The 24,532-nt window shown below is 71.4% G+C and carries 28 protein-coding genes and 1 pseudogene; 14 read left to right on the top strand and 15 right to left on the bottom strand.

The annotated features are described in order from the left end of the window. Nucleotides 1–31 precede the first annotated feature (31 nt). Both ACRAWC_RS05085 and ACRAWC_RS05080 read left to right on the top strand, forming a co-directional pair. The gene (locus ACRAWC_RS05085) at nucleotides 32–457 is read left to right on the top strand and encodes a hypothetical protein (RefSeq protein WP_431346780.1); all 426 of its coding nucleotides are present in this window, start codon (nucleotides 32–34) and stop codon (nucleotides 455–457) included. Continuing rightward, nucleotides 454–786 (top strand): DUF5666 domain-containing protein, encoded by a 333-nt coding sequence (locus ACRAWC_RS05080; protein ID WP_431346779.1) that lies wholly within the window; start codon nucleotides 454–456, stop codon nucleotides 784–786. Before ACRAWC_RS05085 ends, ACRAWC_RS05080 begins: the two co-directional genes overlap by 4 nt. 217 nt (nucleotides 787–1,003) lie before the next feature. On the opposite strand, the gene ACRAWC_RS05075 is transcribed toward ACRAWC_RS05080, so the two are convergent. The 5 genes from ACRAWC_RS05075 to ACRAWC_RS05055 are packed head-to-tail and all read right to left on the bottom strand — an operon-like array spanning nucleotide 1,004 to nucleotide 4,146. After that, nucleotides 1,004–2,224 carry an OmpA family protein gene (locus tag ACRAWC_RS05075; protein ID WP_431346778.1) on the bottom strand — a complete coding sequence of 407 codons (1,221 nt, stop codon included), beginning with the start codon at nucleotides 2,222–2,224 and terminating at the stop codon, nucleotides 1,004–1,006. Then, on the bottom strand, nucleotides 2,191–2,625 hold the full coding sequence (locus ACRAWC_RS05070) for a hypothetical protein (RefSeq protein WP_431346777.1): 435 nt from the start codon (nucleotides 2,623–2,625) through the stop codon (nucleotides 2,191–2,193). The genes ACRAWC_RS05075 and ACRAWC_RS05070 overlap by 34 nt, the downstream gene beginning before the upstream one ends. After that, nucleotides 2,625–3,086: a hypothetical protein gene (locus ACRAWC_RS05065; RefSeq protein ID WP_431346776.1), complete on the bottom strand. Its 462-nt coding sequence runs from the start codon at nucleotides 3,084–3,086 to the stop codon at nucleotides 2,625–2,627. The genes ACRAWC_RS05070 and ACRAWC_RS05065 overlap by 1 nt, the downstream gene beginning before the upstream one ends. A gap of 9 nt (nucleotides 3,087–3,095) precedes the next feature. Continuing rightward, nucleotides 3,096–3,449 (bottom strand): hypothetical protein, encoded by a 354-nt coding sequence (locus ACRAWC_RS05060; RefSeq protein ID WP_431346775.1) that lies wholly within the window; start codon nucleotides 3,447–3,449, stop codon nucleotides 3,096–3,098. Then, the gene (locus tag ACRAWC_RS05055) at nucleotides 3,436–4,146 is read right to left on the bottom strand and encodes a hypothetical protein (RefSeq protein WP_431346774.1); all 711 of its coding nucleotides are present in this window, start codon (nucleotides 4,144–4,146) and stop codon (nucleotides 3,436–3,438) included. The genes ACRAWC_RS05060 and ACRAWC_RS05055 overlap by 14 nt, the downstream gene beginning before the upstream one ends. Nucleotides 4,147–4,409: 263 nt before the next feature. On the opposite strand from ACRAWC_RS05055, the gene ACRAWC_RS05050 reads away from it, so the two are divergent. Continuing rightward, nucleotides 4,410–5,081, top strand: coding sequence for an ABC transporter ATP-binding protein (locus tag ACRAWC_RS05050; RefSeq protein WP_431346773.1), 672 nt, complete (start codon nucleotides 4,410–4,412; stop codon nucleotides 5,079–5,081). A 155-nt stretch (nucleotides 5,082–5,236) separates the two neighbouring features. Here the strand turns inward: ACRAWC_RS05050 and ACRAWC_RS05045 are convergent. After that, nucleotides 5,237–5,548, bottom strand: a pseudogene (locus ACRAWC_RS05045) (GNAT family N-acetyltransferase); the annotation flags it as partial. A 198-nt stretch (nucleotides 5,549–5,746) separates the two neighbouring features. Between ACRAWC_RS05045 and ACRAWC_RS05040 the strand changes: the two are divergent. Then, the gene (locus tag ACRAWC_RS05040) at nucleotides 5,747–6,523 is read left to right on the top strand and encodes an alpha/beta fold hydrolase (RefSeq protein WP_431346772.1); all 777 of its coding nucleotides are present in this window, start codon (nucleotides 5,747–5,749) and stop codon (nucleotides 6,521–6,523) included. Nucleotides 6,524–6,695: 172 nt separating this feature from the next. Continuing rightward, nucleotides 6,696–8,078 (top strand): FAD-binding oxidoreductase, encoded by a 1,383-nt coding sequence (locus ACRAWC_RS05035; RefSeq protein WP_431346771.1) that lies wholly within the window; start codon nucleotides 6,696–6,698, stop codon nucleotides 8,076–8,078. Nucleotide 8,079: 1 nt separating this feature from the next. Here the strand turns inward: ACRAWC_RS05035 and ACRAWC_RS05030 are convergent, their stop codons facing one another. After that, entirely contained in the window at nucleotides 8,080–9,441 is a 1,362-nt protein-coding gene (locus ACRAWC_RS05030) for a DUF2252 domain-containing protein (RefSeq protein WP_431346770.1), read from the bottom strand. 99 nt (nucleotides 9,442–9,540) lie between these two features. Next, nucleotides 9,541–9,909 (bottom strand): hypothetical protein, encoded by a 369-nt coding sequence (locus ACRAWC_RS05025; protein WP_431346769.1) that lies wholly within the window; start codon nucleotides 9,907–9,909, stop codon nucleotides 9,541–9,543. A gap of 140 nt (nucleotides 9,910–10,049) precedes the next feature. Here ACRAWC_RS05025 and ACRAWC_RS05020 point away from each other — a divergent pair, with 140 nt between their 5' ends. From ACRAWC_RS05020 to ACRAWC_RS04995, 6 genes are all read left to right on the top strand, one after another. Beyond that, nucleotides 10,050–11,312: an MFS transporter gene (locus tag ACRAWC_RS05020; RefSeq protein WP_431346768.1), complete on the top strand. Its 1,263-nt coding sequence runs from the start codon at nucleotides 10,050–10,052 to the stop codon at nucleotides 11,310–11,312. Continuing rightward, on the top strand, nucleotides 11,264–11,698 hold the full coding sequence (locus ACRAWC_RS05015) for a hypothetical protein (protein WP_431346767.1): 435 nt from the start codon (nucleotides 11,264–11,266) through the stop codon (nucleotides 11,696–11,698). The genes ACRAWC_RS05020 and ACRAWC_RS05015 overlap by 49 nt, the downstream gene beginning before the upstream one ends. Before the next feature lie 98 nt (nucleotides 11,699–11,796). Then, complete coding sequence (locus ACRAWC_RS05010; protein ID WP_431346766.1) at nucleotides 11,797–13,629, top strand: glycoside hydrolase family 15 protein; 1,833 nt, start codon at nucleotides 11,797–11,799, stop codon at nucleotides 13,627–13,629. Next, the gene (locus ACRAWC_RS05005; RefSeq protein WP_431346765.1) at nucleotides 13,626–14,726 is read left to right on the top strand and encodes an ATP-binding protein; all 1,101 of its coding nucleotides are present in this window, start codon (nucleotides 13,626–13,628) and stop codon (nucleotides 14,724–14,726) included. Before ACRAWC_RS05010 ends, ACRAWC_RS05005 begins: the two co-directional genes overlap by 4 nt. Before the next feature lie 13 nt (nucleotides 14,727–14,739). After that, on the top strand, nucleotides 14,740–15,618 hold the full coding sequence (locus ACRAWC_RS05000; RefSeq protein WP_431346764.1) for an MIP/aquaporin family protein: 879 nt from the start codon (nucleotides 14,740–14,742) through the stop codon (nucleotides 15,616–15,618). A gap of 326 nt (nucleotides 15,619–15,944) precedes the next feature. Next, nucleotides 15,945–16,181: a hypothetical protein gene (locus tag ACRAWC_RS04995; protein WP_431346763.1), complete on the top strand. Its 237-nt coding sequence runs from the start codon at nucleotides 15,945–15,947 to the stop codon at nucleotides 16,179–16,181. A gap of 64 nt (nucleotides 16,182–16,245) precedes the next feature. On the opposite strand, the gene ACRAWC_RS04990 is transcribed toward ACRAWC_RS04995, so the two are convergent. The 3 genes from ACRAWC_RS04990 to ACRAWC_RS04980 are packed head-to-tail and all read right to left on the bottom strand — an operon-like array spanning nucleotide 16,246 to nucleotide 18,140. Continuing rightward, a complete protein-coding gene (locus tag ACRAWC_RS04990) occupies nucleotides 16,246–17,496 on the bottom strand; it encodes an AI-2E family transporter (protein WP_431346762.1) in 1,251 nt (416 codons plus the stop codon). Further along, on the bottom strand, nucleotides 17,483–17,647 hold the full coding sequence (locus tag ACRAWC_RS04985) for a hypothetical protein (protein WP_431346761.1): 165 nt from the start codon (nucleotides 17,645–17,647) through the stop codon (nucleotides 17,483–17,485). The genes ACRAWC_RS04990 and ACRAWC_RS04985 overlap by 14 nt, the downstream gene beginning before the upstream one ends. Before the next feature lie 13 nt (nucleotides 17,648–17,660). After that, a complete protein-coding gene (locus ACRAWC_RS04980) occupies nucleotides 17,661–18,140 on the bottom strand; it encodes an SHOCT domain-containing protein (RefSeq protein WP_431346760.1) in 480 nt (159 codons plus the stop codon). A 171-nt stretch (nucleotides 18,141–18,311) separates the two neighbouring features. On the opposite strand from ACRAWC_RS04980, the gene ACRAWC_RS04975 reads away from it, so the two are divergent. Both ACRAWC_RS04975 and ACRAWC_RS04970 read left to right on the top strand, forming a co-directional pair. Then, the gene (locus ACRAWC_RS04975) at nucleotides 18,312–18,791 is read left to right on the top strand and encodes a hypothetical protein (RefSeq protein ID WP_431346759.1); all 480 of its coding nucleotides are present in this window, start codon (nucleotides 18,312–18,314) and stop codon (nucleotides 18,789–18,791) included. 25 nt (nucleotides 18,792–18,816) lie between these two features. Then, nucleotides 18,817–19,509, top strand: coding sequence for a Fic family protein (locus ACRAWC_RS04970; protein WP_431346758.1), 693 nt, complete (start codon nucleotides 18,817–18,819; stop codon nucleotides 19,507–19,509). 26 nt (nucleotides 19,510–19,535) lie between these two features. Here ACRAWC_RS04970 and ACRAWC_RS04965 read toward each other — a convergent pair whose 3' ends face one another. Together ACRAWC_RS04965 and ACRAWC_RS04960 are read right to left on the bottom strand one after the other, a co-directional pair. Beyond that, the gene (locus ACRAWC_RS04965) at nucleotides 19,536–20,453 is read right to left on the bottom strand and encodes a hypothetical protein (RefSeq protein ID WP_431346757.1); all 918 of its coding nucleotides are present in this window, start codon (nucleotides 20,451–20,453) and stop codon (nucleotides 19,536–19,538) included. 10 nt (nucleotides 20,454–20,463) lie between these two features. Continuing rightward, the gene (locus ACRAWC_RS04960; RefSeq protein WP_431346756.1) at nucleotides 20,464–21,303 is read right to left on the bottom strand and encodes a helix-turn-helix transcriptional regulator; all 840 of its coding nucleotides are present in this window, start codon (nucleotides 21,301–21,303) and stop codon (nucleotides 20,464–20,466) included. Between the two features lie 103 nt (nucleotides 21,304–21,406). On the opposite strand from ACRAWC_RS04960, the gene ACRAWC_RS04955 reads away from it, so the two are divergent. After that, the gene (locus ACRAWC_RS04955) at nucleotides 21,407–22,183 is read left to right on the top strand and encodes an SDR family oxidoreductase (protein ID WP_431346755.1); all 777 of its coding nucleotides are present in this window, start codon (nucleotides 21,407–21,409) and stop codon (nucleotides 22,181–22,183) included. Nucleotides 22,184–22,258: 75 nt separating this feature from the next. Here the strand turns inward: ACRAWC_RS04955 and ACRAWC_RS04950 are convergent, their stop codons facing one another. Both ACRAWC_RS04950 and ACRAWC_RS04945 read right to left on the bottom strand, forming a co-directional pair. Then, complete coding sequence (locus ACRAWC_RS04950; protein WP_431346754.1) at nucleotides 22,259–22,939, bottom strand: DedA family protein; 681 nt, start codon at nucleotides 22,937–22,939, stop codon at nucleotides 22,259–22,261. Further along, on the bottom strand, nucleotides 22,936–24,477 hold the full coding sequence (locus tag ACRAWC_RS04945; RefSeq protein WP_431346753.1) for a glycosyltransferase family 39 protein: 1,542 nt from the start codon (nucleotides 24,475–24,477) through the stop codon (nucleotides 22,936–22,938). The genes ACRAWC_RS04950 and ACRAWC_RS04945 overlap by 4 nt, the downstream gene beginning before the upstream one ends. Nucleotides 24,478–24,532: the final 55 nt, after the last annotated feature.

Here is a 24,532-nt window from a genome sequence, read left to right as displayed (position 1 = left end):
CGCCCTGATCTACGCCTGTCAGCGTTGAGGCATGAACACGAATGACGCCGAGAACGACGCCGAAAGCGTCACGGGGAATGATGCTGACGACGCTGCGAGGGGAGTCGGGAGCGAGCCGGACAGCGGCCGGGAGCTTCCGACAGAACCGCTGCCTTGGTGGGTGGAGGCGCACGGCGGCGTTGTGGGAGACACCGTGCCGTTGGGGTCGGTGGACGCGCGTCAGGCTGCGATGCCGGGCGCTGTTCCGGCAGGCGCTGCGAGCGTGACCACCGCCGGCCGGGCGGTCACGGATTCGATGAAGTCGGGTGAACCGGATCGCACGTCGTTCCTGCGTCGGCACGCGGTCGCGCTTTCGATCGCTGCGGCAGCGCTCGCGATCGTGGTGGTCGCAGGCGGGACGGCCTGGGGCGTCTCTGCGGCCGTCGCGGGGGAGGCTCCGCCGCGCCCGCGGCGATGAACACGGCGGTGCACGCCGAGAAGGGCGGCGCCGGCAGCGCGAAGCAGAAGCGCTCTCACGGCACAGTCGGAACCCTGACGGCCATCTCCGGCGGCACGTGGACGATCCAGTCCGCCGCCGGCGCGACGGTCACGGTCACCGTCGGGTCCAGGACCACGTTCGGCACAGCGAAGAAGCCGGCCACCGCGTCGTCGTTCGCGGTCGGCGACCGCATCGGCGTGATCGGTGCTCGCAGTGGCGACTCCGTCTCGGCGACGCGCATCGTCCACCTCGCGGCGGCGGCGAAGAAAGGCACGACGGCGACCGCGGCTCCGACACCGAGCACCTGACGGGATCGTGCCTGGTTCGCGCCTCGCGATGGACTCGCTCCGTGGCCGTCGGGACGGCGAGGAGCGGCGCGGGTGTCAGCCCGCGTCGACTGAGCCAGCCTCGGCGGGGAAAGGCGGTGGAGGAGGTGGTGGGGAAAGGCGGGGGGAAGGCGGCGGGGAAAGGCGGTGGGGAATATTCGTGGGGGATGTTAGTGAGGGGAGCCAGTGAGTCGGCCGCTCAGCCGCACAGCGACACACCGGGGGAGGTGAGGATGACGGAGCGGTTCTGTTCGGCGACGGCGTCGGAGTAGGAGCCGGATGCGTCCGTCTCGCTCTGCCAGCCGCACCACTGGAAGCCGACGCCGGCCGTCGTGAGCTTCGCCTCCGGCACGCCGAGCGACACCAGGGCGGCCTTCACGGCGTTCGCCCGGTGCAGCGACAGCGCGGTGTCGGCGGTGTTGCTCGTGGCCTGGTCCTTGGACGCGGTGCCGGTGACAGTGATCACGCCGCTGCTCTGTTCGATCGACGGCGCGAGTGCCGACAGGAGCTGCTGGGCTGCCGAGGGGTCGGAGAACGTCGCGGTGTCCTTGACGAAGTGGAGGTCGCTGTTGCGGATGACCACGGGGTGCGACCAGTCCGTTTTCGTCGCGACGGCCGCCACCGGGACCGGAGTCACGGCCGGCAGCCCGGTCGCGGCCGCGCCGGACGCGGGTTCGGGCAGCAGCGAGAGGGTCCCGCCCGCGGCCTTGATCACGGCGGTCCAGAGAGCGGTCAGGTTGCTGCGCGCAGGGACCGTGAGCGGCTGTTGTGCTCCAGCCGTGTCGCCCATGCCGGACCAGTAGACAGTGACGCCGGTGAGGTCGGTGGGAAGGAGGTTCCGTGAGCGCAGGTCGGAGACCACCTGCGCCGGGTCGGCATAGAGCAGGCCGCTACCGGCGAAGTTCAGAGGGTCTGCGGTCTGGATGCCGCTGCCGATCACGAGCACGCCGAGCGGATGGTCGCCGAGGTCACGGGCGGCCTGGCCGATCGCGCCGAGGAAGTCCACCTCCGGCGAGGCGGCTTTGAGGCCTGCAAGGTACGTGCCGATCTGGGTGAGCTTCGTGCGCTGGTCGTTCTGGCAGACGATCGCGTCCTGGGCGGTGGAACCCAGGGACGTGGTTCCCATCGTCTGCGGGGTCCCCGAGGGGATGACCACCGTCACGCTGCCGTTGGTGGTCCCGGCCGCCTTGAGCTGAGCGGTGGCGCTCGCGGGAACGACGACGGCGGGCGCGTTCGCGGTGCTCCCCGCGACGACGCCGAGGTTGCGCTTGTGCGACTGGTCGCAGGCCTGCCCGGCAGCGGTCGCCGACGTGCACGCGGCGAGACCTGCGCCCACGGCGAGCACTCCGGCGACGGCGACGAACGCGCGGATGGACCGGGCGCGCATCATCGCTCCAGCCCGGTGGTCGACGACGGCCACGTGGCCGCCGCCTCCTGCCCCGCCGCAGGCGCCGGTCCCGTGGCCTCGACCACGCGGCGGGCGCGGAGCTCACGGATGAGCTGGCTCGTGCTCTCCGGGTCCCGCTCGCGCTGGGCGAGGCTGGTGGCGAGGCGGGCGCGGATGACGTCCACCCGCGAGTGGAAGGTGACGCGGGCTCCCGTGTAACGGACGGCGTCGTGCGCGTCGAGCTGGGCCGCGTGGCGGGCGGCCTCCTCCGCCTTCACCGCTTCGGCGAGCAGCCGGTCGCGGTGGGTGCGGAGCTTCGCGACGTGCGCGTGCGCCTTCTCCGCGGCCGCCAGCAGCGGCCGGGTCGTCAGCCAGGCGACGACGAAGCTGATCGTCCCCGAGGTGGTGAGCACCCCGAGCATGAGGAAGGCCATCAGCGTGTCGGGTGCAGTCCACGAGAACCCGGGCGCGGTCGTCGTGCCGCCGCCGACCAGGCCGGTGAGGCCCCCGAGCTCGCCGCGTCCATGCCCGCCTTGATCCGCGCGACCGTGATCGCCGTCAGCAGCGCCGCCCAGACCAGCAGCAGAGCGACCGAAACCACGATCCAGCCCCGGGACATCACGCGCGCCTGCACCCGTCGCAGCAGGATCGCCGCCACGTGCGGCAACGAGACGACCGCGAGCGAGATCCCGAGCGTGATCACGTACATCTGCAGCCCGATCGAGCCGTACTGGCTGTCGTTCCGCAGCAGCAGCGTCAGAGCCTGCGCGAGCAGGAGGTAGTCGACGGCGAGCATGGCCAGCAGCAGCACGTAGACCAGGACGTGCGCGGCCGGCGACAGATGCCCGACGCTGGGGCGGACCCTCGGGGGCTTGGTGACGATGTCTCTCGGCATGCGGTCCTCCTAGGCGTAACTGTGCAGCTCGGGGTCGCCGCCGGCGAGCTTGGCGTCGAGGCGGGCGGCGTCCTGCTCGGCGCGGCGGATGTCGGCCTCGGTGCGCTCCAGCGCGTGCCGGATCAGCTCGACCCGGGACTGCGCCTCGGCCAGGCGGGCGGAGCACTCCGAGACATTGCGGGTGCGCTGACGTTCCAGGTCGGCGACCCCGACGCGCTCGAACGCGGCCAGCTCGTGCTCGAAGACCTCCAGCGTCTCGACGTCGACGGCGCCGCGCATCCGGCGCAGTCGCCAGAGCAGTCGCCGCCGCAGTCCCGCGGTGGAAGGGACCCGGTACTCGGTGGTCCGGTCACGTTGACGCATCGATGCTCCCCGGTTCGGTGGATGGTGGTGTGGCTGATGCGAACGGCTGCACCGAGCCCGCAGGATGCCAGCGCTCGACGGAGGTCTCCCGTCCGGCGAGCGAATCCGCGCGGCGCAACGCCGGCGCCCGGACGGGCGCAGGTCGCGGCGGCATCGCCCGCAGGTACGCGCCCCAGTAGACGGCGATCTTCTCGTCAGAACGATCGAAGTGACGCGTCGCGCGCAGCCGCGCGGCGGTGAAGCGGGCGTGGATCCGGGCGCCGAGCTCCTCCGTCCGGGCGTTGCGTGCGGCGATCCGGCGGCGCAGCCGGCGGAGCTCCTCGAAAGGGACCCCCTCGCCCTCCGCGATGCCGGCCGAGCCGCGGTCGGCCGGCGGCAGGGCGTCCAGCCGCTCGTCGTAGGCGTCGAGGTCGGCGGCGAGTGCGTGGGACAGCTCGTGCTGCTCGGCGAGATCGCGTCGGGAGCGGGCGAGGAAGCGCTGCTCCTCGCGGTGGGCGTACGCGTTCGCGCGGGCCTGGAGGGCGGCGACCGTGGGCGTCGGCTCGTCTCCGAGCGGTGCCCCCTCGGTCGTGTCCGGCACTCCGCGCCCAGCGGTCGCCTCTGCGCTGCGCGATCGCACAGCCTCCGCATCCCGGCGCGCCAGACGCTCCAGCCGGCGTCGGGCGAACGGTCCGACTCGGAGCAGTTGGGTCCCCATAGCGGGGGAGCGTACGAAGCGAGGCTGAGCGCTTCCTACGTTTCCGGTGACGAAGTGCCGTACGAGACCGAACCGTGACCTGTGGCCGGCCGGCGCGGGCCGACACGGCGGACAGGGCAGGATGGAGGGATGGAGACGGTGCTCGAACTTCGCGACGTGACCTTCCGCCGTGACGGCCGTCACATCCTGGAGGACATCGGGTTCGCCGTGCGCGCGGGGAGCACTGGGCGCTGCTCGGCCCGAACGGCGCCGGGAAGAGCACGGTGCTCGGCTTCTGCGGTGCCGTCGCGTTCCCCACCTCGGGCACCGTCGACGTGCTCGGCCGACGGCTCGGACGGGTCGAGCTGCAGGAGCTACGCCGCCACATCGGCCACGTGAACCCGCGCCATCCGGTGCGCTCGCCGCTCACCGTGACGGAGGTCGTCCTCACCGGGATCACCGGGACGCTGGAGCCGCCGATGCGGTGGGAGCCGACCGCCGGGGAGGTCGCCCGCGCCCGCGACCTGATCCGCACGATCGGCCTCCACGACCGGCGCGACGCCCGCTGGCCCACCCTGTCGCAGGGTGAGCGCGGCCGTGCGCTGATCGCCCGGGCGCTCGTGTCCGAGCCGCGCCTCCTGCTGCTCGACGAGCCGACCACCGGGCTCGACGTCGCCGCGCGCGAGCAGCTCCTGGAGACGATCGACGGCCTGTCCGTCGCGGTCCCCGACCTCGCCAGCGTGCTGGTCACCCATCACCTGGAAGAGTTGCCGGAGACGACGTCGCACGCCCTTCTGCTGTCGCACGGGCGCATCGTCGCGGCCGGGCCGATCGCGCAGGCCGTCACGACCGCGACGGTGAGCGCGGCGTTCGAGCACCCGATCCGGGTGGAGCGTGAGCAGGGGCGCTGGAGTGCGCGGGCGGTGCGCGGCGAGCGCGTGGAGGTCGGGGAGTAGCCGGGCACGTGGAGTAGCCGGGCACGGGGAGGCCGGGCACGGGGTGGCCGGGCACGGGGTGGCCGGGCACGGGGTGGCCGGACACGGGTGGCTGGGCGCGGGCTGGCCGGGCACGGAGCGGCCGCGCAGAGGGCGACTGAGACCACCCCCTCCGGTCACCGGAGCTCGAGCACCAACTCCTCCACCGGCCTCCCGGCGCCCGCCGCGTACGATGTCTCCCGCGCCGTCTCCACGAACCCGGCGCGCGCCAGCACCCGCTGCGAGCCGATGTTGGCTGCGGCGACGCGCGCGTGCAGCGGACGGGCCGGCTCGAGCGTCACGAGGAGCAGGAGCGCCGCGGTCGCGATGCCGTGACCCCAGAGCGGGCGGCGGATCCAGTAGGTGACCTCCCGGTCGCCGTCGAGGGTGAAGGCCGCGGCCGTTCCCGCGAAGCCGCCGTCGGCCTCCACGGCGCGAATCGTGATCGTCGGATCGCTGAGGTGGTGTCGCCACCGGGCGTCGAAGTCGGCGGTCGTCGGGGTCGGCGGCGGTGAACGCCGCCATCCGCACGGCCTCCGGGTCGCGCATCATCTCGAACGCGGCGTCGGCGTCGGCGTCGGACACCCGGCGCAGTCGCACATGCATGCCGCGATGCTAGCGGGTGGCGGCCGGTAGACTCACACGCCGTGCCCCCTCTCGCGACCGCCGACGACGGTGAGCCGATCGCGTTCGAGGAGCGCGGGAGCGGCGTCCCGCTGCTGCTCATCGCGGGACAGGCGACCGGGATGCACGGCTGGGGGCCGTTCGCGGACGCCCTCGCCGACGACTTCCGCGTGATCGTGTTCGACCACCGCGGCATCGGCGACAGCGGCGCGGGCGACCCGGCCGGGTACAGCACGCGGCAGTTCGCCGATGACGCGCTCGCCGTGCTCGACGAGGCGGGCGTGTCGGCCGCGCACGTGCTCGGGCACTCGATGGGCGGCCGCGTGGCGCAGTGGCTCGCGGCCGAGCATCCGTCCCGGGTCCGCCGGCTGGTGCTCATCGGCACGACGGCCAGCGACCGGGCCGGAGGCGCGCGCGACCGGCGCGACCCGGCCGTCGTCGGCGACCTGCTGAGCGGCGACCGGGAGCGGATGCTGCCGCTGTTCTTCGACGCGGACTGGGCGCGGGCGCACCCGGCGGAAGTGGACGGATTCTTCGATCGGGTCGCCTCGCGTGCCGCGCTGCGCGGGCACTTCGCCGCGAGCCGCGACCACGACGCCCGGGAGGCGCTCGGCCGCATCCGCGCGGAGACCCTGGTGATCCACGGCAGTGAGGACGCGCTCACCCCGGTGGCCCACGCGCGGCTGCTGGCCGAGGATATTCCGGACGCGCGGATGCTGGAGCTGGATGCGCGCCACGGGCTGCACCTGGACACCCCGGCGGTCCTGGACGCGGTCCGCGCTTTCCTCGCCCCCCGCTGATCCCCCGCCGTGCCCCTCGGCTGAGGACGGGGGCCTGCGTGCTCAGATGAGCAATTGTCACTTCGAGGGTGGTGCGGGGGTGCGCCGGGGAGCATCCTTGCTCCCGTCGCCGTGCGTGCCCGGCCGCCGGCGGCCTCACCAGAACACTCAGAACCCGAACAGGAGCACCGCTATGTCTCTCACCGAGACCGCCGTCTCGGATCGTTTCCGAGACCTCGCCGACCGGCTGACCGGCCGCGTCGTCACACCCGCCGATCCCGACTGGGACGCCGAACGGCTGGGCTGGAACCTCGCCGCGGACCAGCGTCCGGAGGCCGTCGTGGTGCCGGCCGACGCCTCCGACATCGCGGTCGTGGTCGGGTTCGCCCGCGACCGCGGCCTGCGCGTCGTTCCGCAGGGCACCGGGCACCTCGCAGCGCCGCTCGGCGACCTCGCCGGGGCCGTGCTGCTGCGCACCACCCGGCTGCGCGGGGTGGAGGTCGACGTCGCGGCCTCGCGCGTCCGCGCCGGCGCCGGCGTGCTGTGGGGCGAGGTCACCTCGGCCCTCGCACCGCACGGGCTCGCCGCCCTCGCCGGGTCGTCGCCGGACGTCGGCGTGGCCGGCTACCTGCTCGGCGGCGGATACAGCTGGATGGCCCGCGAACGCGGCCTGGGCTGCTCGGCGGTGACCGGTATCGACGTGGTCACGGCGGACGGCCGCCAGCGGCACGTCACGGCGGAGTCCGAGCCGGCCCTGTTCTGGGCGCTGCGCGGCGGCGGTGGCAACGCAGCCATCGTGACGGCCCTCACCTTCGACGTCTTCCCCGTCCCGACCGTGTACGCGGGGATGCTGCTCTACCCGATCGCCCGCGCCGGCGAGGTGCTGAACGCCTACGAGGAGTGGACGCGCGACCTGACGGAGGCCGCGACGACCTGCGTGCGGCTGCTGCGCGTCCCGCCGCTGCCCGACCTTCCGGACTTCCTGCGCGGTCAGGCGTTCGTCGGGGTGGACGGGGCGATCGACCTGCCCGAACAGGAGGCTGCGGCCGTCCTGGAACCGTTGCGGGCGCTCGGCCCGGCGATCGACACCTTCGGCGACCTCCCGGCCGCCGAGCTCGGGCTCTTGCACATGGACCCGCCGCAGCCGGTCCCTGCCATCGGGGACGGGCTGATCCTCGACGACCTCCCGGAAGCCGCGATCGAGGCGCTGCTGGCTGCGGCCGGTCCGAAGGCCCGGACGGCGTTGCTGGCCGTCGACCTGCGCCACCTCGGCGGTGCGGCCGGCCGACCCTCGGAGGGCGGTGGAGCGGTCGACCACTTCCCGGGGCGCTTCCTCCTCTACGCCGTCGGGATGCTCCCCGACCCGGCGCTCGCGCCGCTGCTGCGGGCGCAGGTGGCCGGGCTGCGCGCCGCCCTGGAGCCGTGGACAGCCGGACGCGACTACTCCAACTTCCGGGAGACCGCGGTCCCGCCGTCCCGGTTCTACGACGCCGCGACGCTGGAGCGGCTGCGCGCGGTCAAGCAGGCGTACGACCCGGAGCGCGTCATCCGCACGGCCCACGAGCTCGACAGCTGAGTCACCCGAACTGGCCGGAGCGGACCGCGTCGACGAAGGTCGCGTAGTCCGCTTCGGACTGGTTCGCGTAGGAGTGCGCCCACTCGGACACCGCCCGCACGAACGTGCCTCCGGTCCCCATGTAGCCGGCCGCGAACTGCGCCTTCGGCGAGCGCGCGTGGGCTCGGCCGAGGACGATCGCGCACGACTGCGCGTACTCGCCGAACTGGACGCGGTTCATGTCGGCGATCTCGAACGACGCGTTCCGGTTGCGGAAGATGCGCATGTAGAAGCTGAAGTCCTCCACGTTCAGGTAGCCGAGGAACGGGTCGGACACCGCCTGCAGGATGCGCTGGCAGCCGACGACCCGGTAGCCCTCGTGCTGCGCCTCCAACTCCGGGTCGAGGTAGCCGGGCACGGGCACCACCCCGCCGAACTGTTGGACGACGGAGCGGCTTGCCTCCTTGAGCTGCAGGATGAGCACGTCGCCGGTCGGGTCGCCGAGCGCGAGGATGAAGCAGCGCGTCCCGACACTGCCGACCCCGACCACGCGACGCGCGGCGTCCAGCACCGCGTACTGCGAGAGCATCAGCGCGAGGTTCGTGGGGACCGTCTTGCGGTAGGCCGCGAAGACCGAGTCGATGAGCGCCCGGACCTCCGGTTCCAGCCGGGTGAGCACCGGCGGGTTCTCGACGAACTGGAGGCTGCCGTCGCCGCCCTCCTCGAGGGAGCGCGCGGCGACGCGCTCGCTCGTCCGCTTCTCCGACTCCTTCAGGGTGCGCTTGATCATACGCTCGCTGTCCGGGCTGAGGATCTGCCGGTCGACCAGGCTGGTGGGCCGGAAGTAGCGGTTGTACAGCGTCTGCTGGAGCGCGTTCCGCAACGAGTTGCGGTACATCGCGGCCGCCGAGAGCACGATGGCGCGCAGGTCGGAGCCGCCCATGCCGAGCGAACGTCCGCCCAGGACAACGCTGGCCAGGAGCCGTTTCACGTCCCACTCCCACGGTCCGACGGACGCCTCATCGAAGTCGTTGATGTCGAACACCATCGCGCGCTCCGGCGACCGGTAGATACCGAAGTTGCTCACGTGCGCGTCCCCGCAGATCACGACCTCGGCGCCGGAGGTCGGAGCGTCGCGCATGTCGGCGGCCTGGAGGGCCGCGGTGCCGCGGTAGAAGGCGAACGGGTCGGTGCTCATCCGCTGCATGCGAAGCTGCACCAGATTCGGGAGCCGCGACGTGTTCTGCTCGTGCAGGATGCCGAGGGGGTCGCGCCCGGGCGGCGGCGTGTACTCCGCCTGCGCGGACCGCGGCACCTGCGCTCGGGCCGCACGGCCGGCGTCGTAGAGCTCGGTTTCGGTGAGCGGGGTCGCGATCGTCGTCATGACGCACCTCCTGGGGTGGCGCTCATGCTAGCTCGGTGCGTGGCGGGCGGGTAGAGGTGGGCGCGACCGCCTCGAACTGCGCGACTATCGGCGGCGACTTCACTCACGGCGAGGCAGGAAATCACTCCCTACCAGCCTCTGGATACCTATCCTCAGAAGCCACCCAGCGCCTGCGGACAGGACAACGCCGCTGAATGTTCCCACGCCCCCCGACAGTCCGAGCACGATGAGCGCGGAGGGATAGAGCGCCACCTGGCTCTCGGTGACGACACGGTGGGCGACCCTCTTGGCCACCGACGCAGTGGCGAGGGCGATATCGGGAATCACGAAAGAAACGAAGAGGATCCACAGGTGTTCGGTCCCGGCGGTCGCAGATGCAATCGATGCCAGCAACACAATGCCCAAGGCATCGCGGCGTGTTCGAGCGGCTCGCGAGGCCGCTTCCCATTGTCGTTGAGAGATTTTCATGCTTGACGCTCATTGTCACTCGATCAATATTCCAATAGATCTGTCCTGGAATCTTACAACGGGCGTTCTGTGCGAATTGCCGTCTGGTGCGCCGCGTCGGCCGCGGGCTACCATCGGGCAGATTTCCCGGGAGGGCTGTCATGGCGAATCGGTTGGGTGCGGTCACGGTGCTGGCGTCGGCGCAGTTCGTGATGACGCTCGACAGCACGGTCATGAACGTCTCCATCTCGACCGTCGTCAAGGACCTGCACACGACCATCTCGGCCATGCAGGCGTGCATCACCTTCTACACGCTGACGATGGCGGCGTTCATGCTGCTGGGCGCCAAGCTCGGCGACGTCTGGGGTCGCAGGCGGGCGCTGGTCATCGGCTCGATCGTGTACGCGATCGGCTCGGGCACGACGGCGCTCGCGCCGAACATCGCCGTGCTGTTCCTCGGCTGGTCGGTGGTCGAAGGGCTGGGCGCTGTGCTGGTCATCCCGGCGATCGCGGCGCTCATCGCGAACAACTACTCAGGGCACGCGCGGGTGACGGCGTTCGCCACGATCGGGGCCGCGTCCGGCGTGGCCGTCGCGGTGGGGCCGCTGATCGGCGGCTTCCTCACCACCTACGCGAGCTGGCGGTACGTGTTCGCGGGCGAGGTCGTCATCATGGCGGTCGTGCTGCTGTTCCGCAAGGTCGTGTCCGACACCGGCGAGCGCGCGCACATCCGGATCGACATCCTGTCGGTGCTCCTGTCGGCCGCGGCGCTCGTGTTCATCGTCTACGGCCTCCTGCAGACGAAGACGTGGGGCTGGATCCTGCCGACCCAGCAGGACATCACGGTCCTCGGGCTGTCTCCCGTCCCGTTCATCGTCGGGATCGGCGCGGTGCTGCTCTGGCTGTTCTTCCTCCGCCAGCGCCGGCTGATCCGGCTCGGGAGGCCGCCGCTGCTGAACACCGCCATCCTCCGGCTCCGTCAGCTCCGGGCGGGGGTCGGCAGCCTCGGCATCCAGTACACGGTGACCGCCGGCCTGTTCTTCGTCGTGCCGATCTTCCTGCAGCTCTCGCTGGGGCTGGACGCGCTGTCGACCGGGCTGAGGATCTTCCCGCTGTCGGTCGCACTCGTGCTGTTCTCGATCCTGGGCACAGCGCTCGCCCGGAGGCTGTCGCCGAAGCTCATCGCCCGGATCGGCCAGTTCGGGCTGGTGCTGTCGAGCCTCGTGCTGCTCGGCTCGGTGGACTCCACGCTCGACAATTGGATCTTCGGCGCGGGGATGTTCCTGGCGGGCGCCGCCCTCGGCCTGCTCGCCTCCCAGCTCGGCAACATCACCATGTCGGCGGTCGGCGAAGACGAGCTCAGCGAGGCCGGGGAGTGCAGGGGGTCTACCAGAACCTGGGATCGTCGCTCGGGACCGCCCTGATCGGCTCGGTGATGATCGCCTCGCTCACCACGCTGTTCAGCGGCGGAGTGGCGGCGAGCACCCTGCCGGACTCGGTGCAGCAGCAGATCGCGGCGGAGACGCAGGCCGGGGTCGCGGTGGTGCCGGTCGCAGACGTGCCGAAGATCGCCACGAACGCCGGCCTCAGTCAGGATCAGGCGAACGAGCTCTCCTCCATCTACAGCGCGTCCCAGCTCGACGCCCTGCGGCTGTCGTTCGCGGCGCTGGCGATCGTCTCGCTCGGCGCGGTGTTCTTCTCCCGCAACCTGCCGTCGAGTGTGCTGGGGAAGCCGAAGGGCGGGGACGAGGAGGACGGCGGGGCGGAGGACGTCGAGGATGCGCCTCCCAGGTCGGCGTCCTCCCGCTGACAGGGCCGCCCCTCCGCTGACAGGTCTGGTGCCGCGCTCGCTCGCGGAGCTAGCATGCGGCCGTCCAGGCACGGAACCGGGGCAGGGAGGAGACCGGCATGGCGGCGTTCCCCGACATCGCAGACCACGGCCTGATCGGCGACCTGCAGACCGTGGCGCTGGTCTCGACCGGCGGCTCCATCGACTGGTTCTGCGCGCCCCGCTTCGACTCGCCGACCCTGTTCGCGTCGCTGCTCGACCGGGAGAAGGGCGGATACTTCCGCATCCACGCCCTAGCCGACGACGTGCGGATCCGGCAGATGTACTTCCCGCAGACGGCTGTCCTGATCACCCGGTTCATGTCGTCGAAGGGCGTCGGGGAGGTCATCGACTTCATGCCCGTCGCCGACGAGCCGCACATCGCAACGGCCCGGCGGGTCATCGTCCGGGCCGTCCGGGTGGTGCGCGGCGAACTGACCTTCCGGCTGGAGTGCCGGCCCCGGTTCGACTACGGCCGCAGCGCGCACACGGCGACGGCTTCCGCGAACGGCGTGCTGTTCGCCGACGACACGACCAGCGCGGCCCTGCACGGCGTCCCGGAGGAGTCGCTGGTGGACGGCGACGCCGACCTGGAGTTCGCGCTCGGCGCCGGGGACTTGCGCATCTTCGCGTTCGAGACCGAGCCGCGCGGCGAGCCGCGGGAGATCGGCCGCGCCCGCGGCAACCGGCTGTTCCGCGAGACGGTCGCCTTCTGGCGGGACTGGATCGGCCGCAGCGCCTACACCGGCCGCTGGCGGGAGGCCGTCGAGCGCTCGGCGATGGTGCTGAAGCTCCTCCAGTACGCGCCGAGTGGAGCCCTCGTCGCCGCGCCGACGGCGGCGCTGCCCGAGCAGCTCGGCGGCGTGCGCAACTGGGACTACCGCTACACGTGGATCCGCGACGCCTCCTTCTCGGTCTACTCGCTGCTCGCCCTCGGCTACGAGGAGGAGGCGATCACCTTCTCGCTCTGGACCGCCGACCGCGTGACCGAGCAGGTGGGCGAGAGCTCCGGGCCGCTGAAGATCATGTACCGCATCGACGGATCGTCCGACCTGGAGGAGCTCACCCTCGACCACTTCGAGGGCTATGCGGGCTCGACACCGGTGCACATCGGCAACGGCGCGGCCGACCAGCTCCAGCTCGATATCTACGGCGAGGCGCTGGACGCGCTGTCCATCGCCCAGGACCACCGCCCGATCGGGCACCCCGGATGGATGAAGCTCGTCGGCATCCTCGACTGGCTGGCCGACAACTGGGACCAGCCCGACGAGGGGGTCTGGGAGACGAGGGGAGGCCGCAAGGACTTCACCTACGGCCGGATCATGTGCTGGGTCGCTTTCGACCGCGCCATCACCATCGCGCGGGAGCGCAGCCGGCCCGCGCCCCTGGAGCGCTGGATCACGACCCGTGACGCGATCTACGAGCAGGTCTTCACCACATGCTGGAACCCGGAGCGGAAAGCGTTCACGCAGTATCCGGGAACCGACGTCGTCGACGCGATCACCCTGCTGATGCCGCTGGTCGGGATGATCTCGCCGCAGGACCCGATGTGGCTCTCCACCCTCGACGCGATCGGGGAGGAGCTTGTCACCGACAGCCTCGTCTACCGCTACAACCCGACGGCATCGCCGGACGGGCTCCCGGGCGAGGAGGGCACCTTCTCGCTGTGCTCGTTCTTCTACGTGTGCGCGCTGACCGACGCCGGACGGCTGGACGAGGCGCAGTACGCGTTCGAGAAGATGCTCACCTACGGCAACCACGTCGGCCTGTTCGCCGAGGAGATCGACCCCGCCGGCCTCCAGCTCGGCAACTTCCCGCAGGCGTTCACCCACCTCGCACTCATCCGGGCGGCGATCGCACTGGACGCCGCGCTCACCGCTCGGAGCTCCACGAACCGGAAGGCCGCACGATGATCCCGCTCACCATAGGCACCACCGTCGACGCCCCGGAGCGCCCCGCCGTCATCGACGGCTCGCGCTTCAACCGGCACACCTTCTGGTGCGGGCAGAGCGGGTCGGGCAAGACGTACGCGCTCGGGGTCGTGCTGGAGCAGCTGCTGCTGCAGACCGAGCTGCCGATGGCGGTGCTCGACCCGAACGCCGACTTCGTGCGGGTGTCGCGGACCCGTGAGGACGCGTCGGCCGAGGATCGCGAGCGGTTCGCGGCCTTCGACATCCGGGTCTTCCACTCCAGCACCCGCACCGAGCCGCAACTCCACGCCCGCTATGTCGACCTCAGCGTGCGCTCGCAAGCGGCGGTGGGGAGGCTGGACCCGATCGCCGACGAGGAGGAGTACAACGCCCTCCTGCACCTGGACAAGTCGCCGGGCCGGCACTTCGACAAGCAGCACTTCCTGGAGGCGCTGGCCTCCTCGGACGACCCGGCGCAGCGCCGGCTCGGCATGCGGATCGACAACCTGGAGATCCTGGACTGGCCGCTGTGGTCGTTCGGGCGCTCCTCGGTCGTGGACGCGATCGACGAACGCCCGCGCGTCACCGTGCTCGACGTGGGCGGCTTCGCCCACCAGGCCGAGCCCCAGGCCGCGGCGCTGTGCGTGCTGGAGCACCTCTGGGAGAAGCGGATGGAGCGCGACCCGCTGCTGATCGTCCTGGACGAGGCGCACAACTTCTGCCCGCCCGTGCCGCGGAACAGCGTGGAGGCCCAGCTCACCGAGCAGCTCATCCAGATCGCCGCCGAGGGCCGCAAGTTCGGGCTCTGGCTGTTCCTCTCCACGCAGCGGCCCACCAAGGTCCACCCGAACGTGCTCTCGCAGTGCGACAACCTCGGCCTGATGCGGATGAACTCGCCCCGCGACATCGACGAGATCGGCGACGTGTTCGGGTTCGTGCCCCAGCATCTGCTGGAGCAGTCGCCGAGCTTCCGCAAGGGCGAGGCGCTGTTCGCGGGAGCGTTCTCGGACGAGCCGCAGCTCGTCCGGGTCGGCCGGCGCATCACCGTCGAGGGCGGCAGCGACCTCTCGGTGGAGCCGAGCGCGGTGCGAGTCGGATGACAGAGGAGGCAGCATGAGCCAGGAGCAGACCCGCCGGGACGCCGCAGAGGCGCGCGGGATCATGAACGACGTCGTCCACGGCAGGCTCATGCACGTGCCCGCGTCGATCGAGCAGTCCATCGACGACTTCCACGACACGTCCCAGGAGTGGCGGAGGCTGTTCTCCGAGCTGCTGGGCACCTTCTTCCTGGTGCTGGTGGCCGCGGGCGGCGGGATGATGGGCCAGGCCTTCCCGAACACGATCTCCCGCACCGCGGCCGTGACCGCGCCGGCGCTGATGGTGTTCGCGATCATCCTGTTCATGGGAAAGGTGTCCGGCGCGCACCTCAACCCGGCGGTCAGCGTGGCGTTCGCGCTGCGGGGCGACTTCCCGTGGTCGCGCGTGCCCGGCTACATCGTCGTGCAGCTCGGCGGAGCCTCCCTGGCGGCGTGGTTCCTGGAGGGCGTCACGCACGTCTCCGCGCGCTACGGGTCGAACTACCCGGCGTCCGGGTTCTCGTCGTGGGACGCGCTGCTGATGGAGACGGTGCTCACGTTCGGCCTGGTGAGCGTCACCCTGGGCACGGCCTCCGGAGCCCAGAACCTCGGCATCATCGGCGCGTTCGGCGTCGGCGCCTACATCGCCCTGGCGGGGCTGTGGGGGAGCCCGATCTCCGGCGCCTCGATGAACCCAGCGCGCACCTTCGGACCCGACCTGGTGAGCGGGCACTGGGACGCCTACTGGGTGTACATCGTCGGCCCGGTCGCCGGCGCGGTGATCGCAGTCGGCGCGGCGTTCCTGCTGCGCGGCCGCGGGGAGGCCTCGCGGGCTCGGCGGCGGCCCAGGGCGGCCTGCAGACGGAGGCGCGCTTCCCCGAACAGGGCTGACGGCGCGGTCACCCGCGGACCATGATGTCCTCATGGACCCGATGGACCTCAACTCGTCCAGGGCGCAGCCCGATGGCAGCGGCATCCGTGTGCAGCGTGCGCTCTGGCGGCACTGGGGAACGCCGGCGGGGATCTACGGCACCATCGTCTACGCGAGCGTGGTCGCGGCGAGCTCCGGCGGCGCGTCCGGCCGCTCCGACGCGTTTCACGTCCTGGTCTTCAGCCTGGTGAGCATCGTGGTCTTCTGGCTGGCCCGTCTACTCGACGGCCCTCGGCTTCCACGCCGACGACGAGAGCGCCCGCGTCCGCATCGTCGACTCCCTCCGCCACGCGCTGTTCGAGTCCAGCGGGATGCTGGAGGCGGCGGTGGTGCCGAGCATCCCGCTGCTGCTGGCGGCGCTGGGGATCCTGCCGGCGGCGGTCGGAGTGACGGTGTCGCTGTGGCTGACGGTGCTGCTGCTGGGATTGCTGGGGTATCTGGTGTTCCTGATCCGCGGGCGAGCGGTGTGGGGGTGCTTGACGGGGGCGGTGGTGACGGGGTTGTTCGGGGTCGTGGTGATCGTGTTGAAGACGACCCTGCAGCACTGAGCGCGATCACTGCGAGTTGCAACCCCTGCCGTTGCGCCTCCGGCGCTCGTTCGCCGATCACTCCTCACATCGTGCCGGCCGGTCCGCCCGTACCGCCCGGGTCCGACGGCGGCCGCGCACCCGACCGCGCGACCGCTTTGGCCGAGCGCCGCTCCGCTTTGGCCGCCACGGACTCCTCCTTCATGAGGTCCTTCGTCTCCCGGAGGTCGCCGATCGCCGCGCGCCAGATCCGGGCGCGGGGGTCGGAGTCGACCAGGATCGCCCGGGCGAGCAGGGTCAGCGGGATGGCGAGGATGGCGCCGATCGCGCCGAGCACGACCGCCCAGAGCAGCACGGAGAAGAAGGTGAGCGTCTGGCTGAGCGCCACGGCGTTGCCGACCACCTTCGGCTGCACCACCGACTGGACGACGGCGTTGACGATCCCGTAGATGACGATGATCGCGATGACCGTGCCCCAGCCGCCGATGAGATAGCCGAACACCAGCGGCGGCACCAGTGCCAGGAAGTAGCCGACGTTCGGGATGAAGCTGCACAGGAACGACAGGATCGCCCAGAGCAGCGCGGCCGGCACGCCGAGGATGAACAGCGCAATGCCGTTGATGACGCCCTGGACGATGCCGAGCAGGGTCGTGACGACCATGTACCGCCGGACACTGTGCGCGAAGCCGGTCATCGCGTACACCAGGTTCGGCTTGGTCGGCTCCAGCTGGCGCAGCAGGGTCGGAGTGTAGGCGGCGTCCGCCGGCATCAGGATCAGCATGGTGAGCACGATCACGCCGAATGCAATGAGGCCGAACGCACCGCCGAGCAGGCCGCTGAAGAAGTTGACCAGCTTCGTCGGGTCGAACCCCTGGGTCACGGCCTTGACGTCCTGCGTGCTGATGCCGATGGTCGACAGCCAGCTCGCGAACTGCTGGCCGATCTGCTGGAACTGCTCCTTGTACTGCGGCAGCATCGACACGAACTGGCCCATCGCGATGATGAGGAGGGCGACGAAGCCGGCCAGCAGCGCGAACGTCGTGAGCGCGACGGCTCCGGTCGCGACTCCGCTCGGCGTGCCGTGCCGTTCCAGCCAGACGCGCACGGGCTGTGCGCAGATGACGAGCACCAGCGCGAGCAAGGTCGGGGCGAGGATGCCGGCGATGGCATGCAGCCCGATGAGGATGACGGTTCCGCCCGCGAGGCCCAGGAGGATGCGGACGCTGCGGCCGTTCGAGGCCGTGGCCTCCTGTTCGGGGTCGGGCCCGTCCGGTGGGGGCGGTTCGGCCCGGCGGCCGCGGCGGCGGAACGGCCAGACCCCCTTAGCGGCGGCCATGATCGGTTCCTGCGATCGGTGTCTGGAGCGCCATGATGGCCTCCCGGTTGGTGTCGAAGCGCCCGGCGAGCGGCCGGGTGCGGGCGTGAGGCGGCGCCGGAGCCCTGGAGGACTCCGGCGCCGTCGCGGTCGGGTCGGTCACGTCGGTCACCGATCCCGTTCGATCACGCCGTGGGCGCTGCCGGCGGCGGGGTCGGCGCGGACGGGGCGGCGGGCGCGGCCGCCGCGGGAGCTGCGTGAGCCCCGGCCGCGGCCTGGTGGCCGAGCGCGACGCTCTTCAGGTGTGCGAACTCTTCCGGCGTGATGGTGCCGGCGTCGAGGAGGGCCTTCGCCTTCGCGATCTCGTCGGCCGGGCTGGAGGTCGCCACTTCGCGGATGTAGGCGTCGGTGCTCTGCTGCACCTGGCGGGCTTCCTTCTGGCTGCGCTCGGCCATCCCCGGCCCGCGGGCGATGAGGTAGACGAGCGCGGTGAGGAACGGCACGAAGATCAGGAAGATGATCCACAGCGCTTTCCACCAGCCGTTGAGCTTGTGGTCCCGGAACAGGTCGCTGATGATCGCGAAGAGCGCGAACAGGTACGCGATGAAAGCGAAGCTCCAGAAGAACAGCCAGATGATGTTCCAGAAGTTGTTCCAGAAATCCATGTCGTTTTACCTTTCCCCTGGGCTCGGGTCCGAGCCTGGATGTGGGCTGACAGTAACGCCGCGGGGGTTCGGGCGTCTAGAGGGCGATGGGGGTGGGGTGGAGGTGAAAATAGGGAGGAGAGTTATTTACACTTAGGTCGCTAAGTGTAAATAATCCGTAGTGTTGTTCTCATGTCCGGAATCGGCGCCTGGCCGGCCCTCACGCACGAGCAGTGCGCGTGGCGCTCACGCTACGGCCGTGCGCATCTCACCCAACGCCAATGGGCGTCGAGCCGTGGACCGTACGACGCCGCGATCGTGCCGCGGATCGGTGAGCTCGAGGTCCCCGTGACCGCCGTCGTCGCGACCGAAGCCGTGGAGGCGAGCGCCCTGCTCACGCGCTTCGACGCCGAGCTCGGGCTCTCCGTCCTCCCGTTCGCGTCCATCCTCCTGCGGAGTGAGTCGGCGTCGTCCTCCCAGATCGAGAACCTGACCAGCGGCGCCCGCGCGATCGCGGAGACGGAGCTCGGAGAGCGCGACACCGGAAACGCGCCGCTGATCGTGCGCAACGTCCGCGCCATGCAGGCGGCGCTGGAACTCTCCGACGGGCTCGACGGGGAGGAATCATCGCGATGCACGCCGCACTGCTTGAAGATCACGCCCCTGAGCTGACCGGAGGCTACCGCCGCGAGCAGGTGTGGATCGGCGGATCGGGCTGAGTCCGCACGGCGCCGCGTTCGTCCCTCCCCACCACGAGCGCGTGCCCTCGGCGATGGCCGACCTCGTCGCATTCACGGGCCGGTGGGATGTCCCCGCGCTCGTCCACGCGGCGATCGCCCACGCGCAGTTCGAGACCATCCACCCGTTCCCGGACGGCAACGGCCGCACCGGGCGCGCGATCGTCCACGCGATGCTGCGGCGTTCGCGCACGACCGCGACGGTGGTCGTTCCGGTCTCGGCCGGCCTCCTGCGCGAGGTGGACGACTACTACGACGCGCTCACCGCCTACCGCCAGGGCGAGGTCGACCCGATCGTCCGCGTGTTCACCGAGGCGGCGGCCTTCGCGGTGCGCGCCGGTCGGGACCTCGCATCGGCGATCGACGGGCTCCGCTCTCGGTGGGAGGAGGCCCTGACCGGCTTGCGGTCCGACAGCTCCGCTCGACGCGTGGCCACGCTCGCCCTCGAACAGCCGGTGCTCAACGCCGCGGTCGTGGAGGCCCGGCTCGGGCTGTCCGCGCCCGGTACGTACCGCGCATTCGAAGCCCTGGTGGATCGTGGTGTCCTCCGCCCCGCGAACTCGCGCAAGCGCAACCGGCTCTGGATCGCGGAGGACATGATCCGGGCGCTCGACGCCTTCGCCGACCGTGCCGCACGTCGCTCCGCGGTGTAGCGGCTCGGTCCGGACGCTCCCGACCCCTACTCGTCGACGTGCGCCCGCGCCCACTCCAGCACGCGCAGCGCCCGCAACGTGTTCCAGCGGCTCGGCTCGCCGACCGTCTCCAGGTCCAGCAGCGCCCGCCCGGAGTGCTCGTGGTCGAGCAGCCACCGGCCGTCGGGTTGCCGCCGCGATGACACGACTGAGACCGCCTCCGCGACGCGTTCGTCCGCCGGGACACCCGCAGCCCGCAGCTGGTCGAGGCCGCGCAGGACGTCGAACGACCAGTAGTACGGGAACGAGAACCGGAGCCAGCTCTCGCTGATGATCGAGCCGTCGCTCCGGCGGCGCATCAGGCCGCGCGCCAGCAGGTACTCGTGGCCGCGCTCGATCGCCGCGGACACGTCGGTGGGGCCACCCGCGTCGCGGTAGGCGGTCAGTCCCTCCAGTGCGCAGATCGTGCTGTGGAACGAGCCGGGGTCCTGCCGGGTCTCCGCGTAGCAGTTCCAGCCGCCGTCGTCCTGCTGCTCGTTCAGCAGCCGCTCGACGATCAGCTCGCTGGGATGCCCGAACCGCGCGCCGGCGACGAGCACTCGGCCGTTGATGCATGGCTCCACTTCGCCGTCGAAGAAGGGATGGTTCCACCACTCCTCGCCCCAGTCCACCTGGCGCACGACCCGGTCCACCGCGACGCGTGTCCGCTCGCCGTCCGCGGGCGCTCCGAGGACCGCCAGCAGGAGCATCGCGTCGTCCACCCCGACCCGGTCGCGCTGGGTCCAGACGCCGTCGCCCCAGGTGCCGTCCTCGCGCTGAAGGTCCAGCAGGCGGGCACCCCAGCCCTCGGTCTCCACCTTCGCGCGTTCGGAGGCGACCGCGTCGTCCGGCTCGTGCAGGAGGTCGCGGCGCACCTGCCAGCGGATCGCGGGATCGCCGTCGAGAAGCCAGCCGATGACATCCACGGCCCACACGCTACCCGGCGAACGACTGCGTGCCCAGTACCGCCAGCAGCGCCAGCTTCTCCGCGGCCTCGGTGCGCGGCGCGGCCGTCAGGACGAGGAGGCACTGCGACAGGTCCTCGGTGAACAGCGCCTGGCAGTCCAGCTCGATCGCACCGAGCTCCGGGTGGAGGAGCGTCTTGTGGTCCTCGAACCGGCGGGCGACCTCGTGCCGCTCCCACAGCTCGGCGAACTCGGGACTCCGCTCCAGCAGGGCCCGCACCAGTTCGCCGGCGCGCGACTGCGCTCCCAGTGCGCCATAGGCGTCCCGGAGCGACGCCACCTGTGCGCGGCTCTGCCGGTCGCGGTCGGCCTCCGGGTACATCGCCCGCGCATTCTCCGGGTCGGTGAACCAGCGGTAGTACTCGCTGCGCTGGAGGCCCGTGTAATGCGAGCGGTCGCCCAGCAGCGCGACCGCAAGCCGGTTCTGCAGGAGGGTCTCGCCGAGGTTCGACAGCACCAGCGCGGGGGTGTCGTCCAGCCGGTCGAGCACGCGCTGCAACGCGGGAGGCACGTGCGCGCCGGCGAGCCGGTCGGGGGTGTTGTGGCCCGCGATGCGGTAGAGGTAGTCGCGCTCGTCGGCTGAGAGCCGCAGCGCGCGGGCGAGGGAGGCGAGCATCTGATCGCTCGGCTGCGGGCCGCGACGCTGCTCCAACCGCGTGTAGTAATCGTTCGACATCGCGGCGAGCATGGCGACCTCCTCGCGGCGGAGTCCGGGGGCGCGGCGGCGGGCGCCGGACGGGAGGCCGACGTCCTCCGGGCGCAGCGCCTCGCGTCGGCGGCGGAGGAAGTCGGCAAGGGCGGTGCGGTCCATCACACCATCATCCGACGCCCGGGCGCGGCCGAGCCAGGGATCGCGGATCCCCCGATGAGCGCTCCGCTCCCGCCCGCGGGGGAGCGCACGCAGAGTGGAGGGCATGGACATCACAAGGAACACCGTCTTCATCCCCGGCGCCACCAGCGGCATCGGGCTGGCCCTCGCCGTCGCCCTCCACGAGCGCGGCAACAGCGTGGTCGTCGGCGGCCGCCGCACCGCGCTGCTCGAGCGGATCGCCGCCGAGCACCCCGGGATCGACACCGTCCGTATCGACACCGCCGACGCCGAGAGCATCCGGGAGGCCGCGGACGCCGTGGTCGCCGCCCACCCCGACCTGAACGTGCTGATCACGATGGCCGGCATCATGCAGGCGGAGGACTGGCGACGCCCCGAGGCGTTCCTCGCCTCCGCGGAGTCGACCGTCACCACCAACGTGCTCGGCCCGATCCGGCTCATCGCGGCATTCGTGGAGCACCTGCAGAGCCGCCCGGACGCCACGATCATGACGGTCTCGTCCGGTCTGGCGTTCACACCGCTGAAGGTGACGCCGAGCTACAACGCCAGCAAGGCGGCCATCCACATGCTCAGCGAGAGCATCCGCCTCCAGCTCGCCGACACCTCGGTGCGGGTCCTGGAACTGGAGCCGCCGGCGGTGCGCACTGCGCTCATGCCTGGCCAGGAGGAGAGCGACTTCGCCATGCCCCTGGACGAGTTCGTGGCGGAGGTCATGGAGCTGATCGAGACGCAGCCCGACGCGACCGAGCTCCAGGTGGAGCGGGTGAAGTTCCTCCGCTACGGCGAGGCCCGCGGCGACTACGACCGCGTGGTCGAGGTGCTGAACAACTCCGACCCGCATGCGCGCGAGTCGGCCGCCTGACCGTCGAAGGGCGTCGACGCCCCTGCGGTAGCGGCGGCCGTCGACGGCTGCGCGACCCGAGGACGCGCCCCGCGGTCACGACTCGACGCGCGACTTCCTCCGCCGGCGCAGTGCGATGGCGCGCACCAGCACCGGACCGACCGAGAGGACGACGATCCCGATGAGCACGAAGTCCAGGTACTTCGACACGAAGTCCGCGACGCCCGGGATGTGGCCGAGCCCGTAGCCGATCAGCGTGACCCCGGCGGCCCACACGGCGGCGCCGATCGCGTTGAAGACGCTGAACACGCCGTGGCGCATCCGGCCGACGCCCGCCGCGACGGGAGCGAAGGTGCGCACGACCGGCACGAACCGCGCGACGACGACGGCGCCGCTGCCGTACTTGTCGAAGAACTTCTGCGTCCGCAGGACGCTCGCCCGGCTGAACACGCCGGACTCGCGCCGGTCGAACACGGCGGGCCCGGTCTTCCATCCGATCAGGTAGCCGACCTCCCCACCCACGATGGCGGCGATGGCGACGGCGACGATCACCAGCCAGAGCGGCTGCGGGATGTGCCCGGTGAGCGTGAGCACGCCCGCGAAGAACAGCAGGGTGTCTCCGGGCAGGAAGAAGCCCAGCAGAAGTCCGGTCTCGGCGAAGACGATCGCGCAGATGCCCAGCAGCGCCCACGGGCCTGCGGCCTGGATGAGGCCCTGCGGGTCGAGCAGGCCGGTGTGGACGAGGGCGCCGGTGGCGGCCAGTGCGTGGGGGATCATGGGGTCCTTTCGTACAGCGAGATCAGCTCGCGATGGGTCGCGATCCGCGTGGTGGTCTCGTGGAAGCCGAGAGCGGTGAGGTCGGTGACGCCGTAGTCGTCGACGGAGCCGGGGGTGGGTGCGTACTCGATCAGCCAGACCCGGTCGATGTCGTCGAAACGGCCGAGGGCCCCGGCCTGGCGCACAGTGTACGCGCTGTCCCGCCATGACGAGGTCTGGGCGTACGGGCGGTGGAGGGCGACGTCCGTCGTGTTCGCGAAACCGGCGGGATAGGTGTGCTCGGCGAGGCGGGGGAGTTTGGACGGCTTGGTCGACTCGTCGAACACGACCGCGTCACCGGGGCGGGCGTGCGCTCCGATCGCGGCCGAGACCTCCGCCCAGTCGCTCTGGTTCTTCGCGTAGGGCGTGCGCTCGGCCACATAGACGGGGACGCACAGCGCGAGCACGAGCACGCCCGCGACGACGCCCGCCCAGCGCCGCCGGCGGAAGAGATCGTCGACGCCGCACGCGATCAGGAGGGCGGCCGCCGGCGCGCAGAACGATACGTACCGGGCGGTGAAGTCGGGCACGACCGATTGCACGGCGATCAGGATGACGGGCGGCAGCAGCAACCAGAGCAGGGCGACGCCGACGAGCGACGGGACGCGCGACTGCGGGAACGCGAGGAACCGCTCCCCGCGGGCCCGCGCCACGAGCGCCCGGCGCCGGACGGCGACCGCCACGGCGAGGACGACGAGCGCCCAGGCCGCGATCCCGAGCGGCCAGGAGTCGCCGAACCAGAGGCCGCTGAACAGGGTCTGCGGCACGAGCTGCGGGACAGCGCCGAGGTAGGAGATCTGGTGGTGCTGGCCGATCGCGGCCACGAGCAGGGGAGCGCTGGCCAGCACAGCCACTCCGACTGCGATCAGCAGACCGCGTACGGTGCGGCGCGGCGGCCGGCACACGGCGACGATCGCGACGTGGACCACCACGAACAGGATCGTGTAGAGGAAGACGTACGTTCCGACCGCGAGCAGCGCGCCGTAGCCGACGAACCACGCGGCCCGCGGTCGCTCCCGGTCGAGCGCGGCCACGAGCAGCACAGTGAGCCATGCGGCGATCGCCGCGGAGAACGCGAACGAGCGTGCCTCCTCGCCCATGTAGGCGACGCGGGGGAGGACCGCGCAGATCAGGCCGGCGATGACCGCGGTGCGGGCACCCCGGAGGCGCGCCGCCAGCAGCACGACGGCCGCGGTGGCGAGGCCGACCGCGATCGCGCTCGGCAGCCGCACGGCGAACGGCGAGAACCCGACCAGGTCGCCCCAGAAGTGCAGGCCGAGATAGTAGGTGCCGTGCACGGCGTCCACGTCACGGAGCATCGCGAACAGCGACGGCAGCGGGCGCTGCGCGGACATGATGCTGGTGGCCTCGTCGCCCCAGAGCGACGGGATGCCGGAGCCGATGGCGGAGAGCGCGGTCGCGAGCACGCCGAAGAGCGCGGCGAGCGCCGCGGGTCGGGCGAAGGGCGCGGCCTTCTGCGTCGGGGCCGGCCGCAGCATCGTGACAGACAGGTCGGCACCGTCCTTTCGAATCAGCGTCCGTTCCCAGTCAATC

The organism is Leifsonia sp. L25, from assembly GCF_050632895.1.
This window is presented reverse-complemented; position numbering and strand designations above follow the sequence as displayed.

What these genes read in the sequence shown, in the direction of transcription:
- ACRAWC_RS04955 (WP_431346755.1), top strand. Translation starts at nt 21,407, where the DNA reads ATGGACATCACAAGGAACACCGTCTTCATCCCCGGCGCCACCAGCGGC.
- ACRAWC_RS04960 (WP_431346756.1), bottom strand. Translation starts at nt 21,303, where the DNA reads ATGGACCGCACCGCCCTTGCCGACTTCCTCCGCCGCCGACGCGAGGCG.
- ACRAWC_RS05020 (WP_431346768.1), top strand. Translation starts at nt 10,050, where the DNA reads ATGGCGAATCGGTTGGGTGCGGTCACGGTGCTGGCGTCGGCGCAGTTC.
- ACRAWC_RS04945 (WP_431346753.1), bottom strand. Translation starts at nt 24,477, where the DNA reads ATGCTGCGGCCGGCCCCGACGCAGAAGGCCGCGCCCTTCGCCCGACCC.
- ACRAWC_RS05055 (WP_431346774.1), bottom strand. Translation starts at nt 4,146, where the DNA reads ATGGGGACCCAACTGCTCCGAGTCGGACCGTTCGCCCGACGCCGGCTG.
- ACRAWC_RS05060 (WP_431346775.1), bottom strand. Translation starts at nt 3,449, where the DNA reads ATGCGTCAACGTGACCGGACCACCGAGTACCGGGTCCCTTCCACCGCG.
- ACRAWC_RS05065 (WP_431346776.1), bottom strand. Translation starts at nt 3,086, where the DNA reads ATGCCGAGAGACATCGTCACCAAGCCCCCGAGGGTCCGCCCCAGCGTC.
- ACRAWC_RS05080 (WP_431346779.1), top strand. Translation starts at nt 454, where the DNA reads ATGAACACGGCGGTGCACGCCGAGAAGGGCGGCGCCGGCAGCGCGAAG.
- ACRAWC_RS04950 (WP_431346754.1), bottom strand. Translation starts at nt 22,939, where the DNA reads ATGATCCCCCACGCACTGGCCGCCACCGGCGCCCTCGTCCACACCGGC.
- ACRAWC_RS04990 (WP_431346762.1), bottom strand. Translation starts at nt 17,496, where the DNA reads ATGGCCGCCGCTAAGGGGGTCTGGCCGTTCCGCCGCCGCGGCCGCCGG.
- ACRAWC_RS04980 (WP_431346760.1), bottom strand. Translation starts at nt 18,140, where the DNA reads ATGGATTTCTGGAACAACTTCTGGAACATCATCTGGCTGTTCTTCTGG.
- ACRAWC_RS05030 (WP_431346770.1), bottom strand. Translation starts at nt 9,441, where the DNA reads ATGACGACGATCGCGACCCCGCTCACCGAAACCGAGCTCTACGACGCC.
- ACRAWC_RS05025 (WP_431346769.1), bottom strand. Translation starts at nt 9,909, where the DNA reads ATGAAAATCTCTCAACGACAATGGGAAGCGGCCTCGCGAGCCGCTCGA.
- ACRAWC_RS04995 (WP_431346763.1), top strand. Translation starts at nt 15,945, where the DNA reads ATGCTGGAGGCGGCGGTGGTGCCGAGCATCCCGCTGCTGCTGGCGGCG.
- ACRAWC_RS05070 (WP_431346777.1), bottom strand. Translation starts at nt 2,625, where the DNA reads ATGGCCTTCCTCATGCTCGGGGTGCTCACCACCTCGGGGACGATCAGC.
- ACRAWC_RS05035 (WP_431346771.1), top strand. Translation starts at nt 6,696, where the DNA reads ATGTCTCTCACCGAGACCGCCGTCTCGGATCGTTTCCGAGACCTCGCC.
- ACRAWC_RS05005 (WP_431346765.1), top strand. Translation starts at nt 13,626, where the DNA reads ATGATCCCGCTCACCATAGGCACCACCGTCGACGCCCCGGAGCGCCCC.
- ACRAWC_RS04975 (WP_431346759.1), top strand. Translation starts at nt 18,312, where the DNA reads ATGTCCGGAATCGGCGCCTGGCCGGCCCTCACGCACGAGCAGTGCGCG.
- ACRAWC_RS05010 (WP_431346766.1), top strand. Translation starts at nt 11,797, where the DNA reads ATGGCGGCGTTCCCCGACATCGCAGACCACGGCCTGATCGGCGACCTG.
- ACRAWC_RS05085 (WP_431346780.1), top strand. Translation starts at nt 32, where the DNA reads ATGAACACGAATGACGCCGAGAACGACGCCGAAAGCGTCACGGGGAAT.
- ACRAWC_RS05000 (WP_431346764.1), top strand. Translation starts at nt 14,740, where the DNA reads ATGAGCCAGGAGCAGACCCGCCGGGACGCCGCAGAGGCGCGCGGGATC.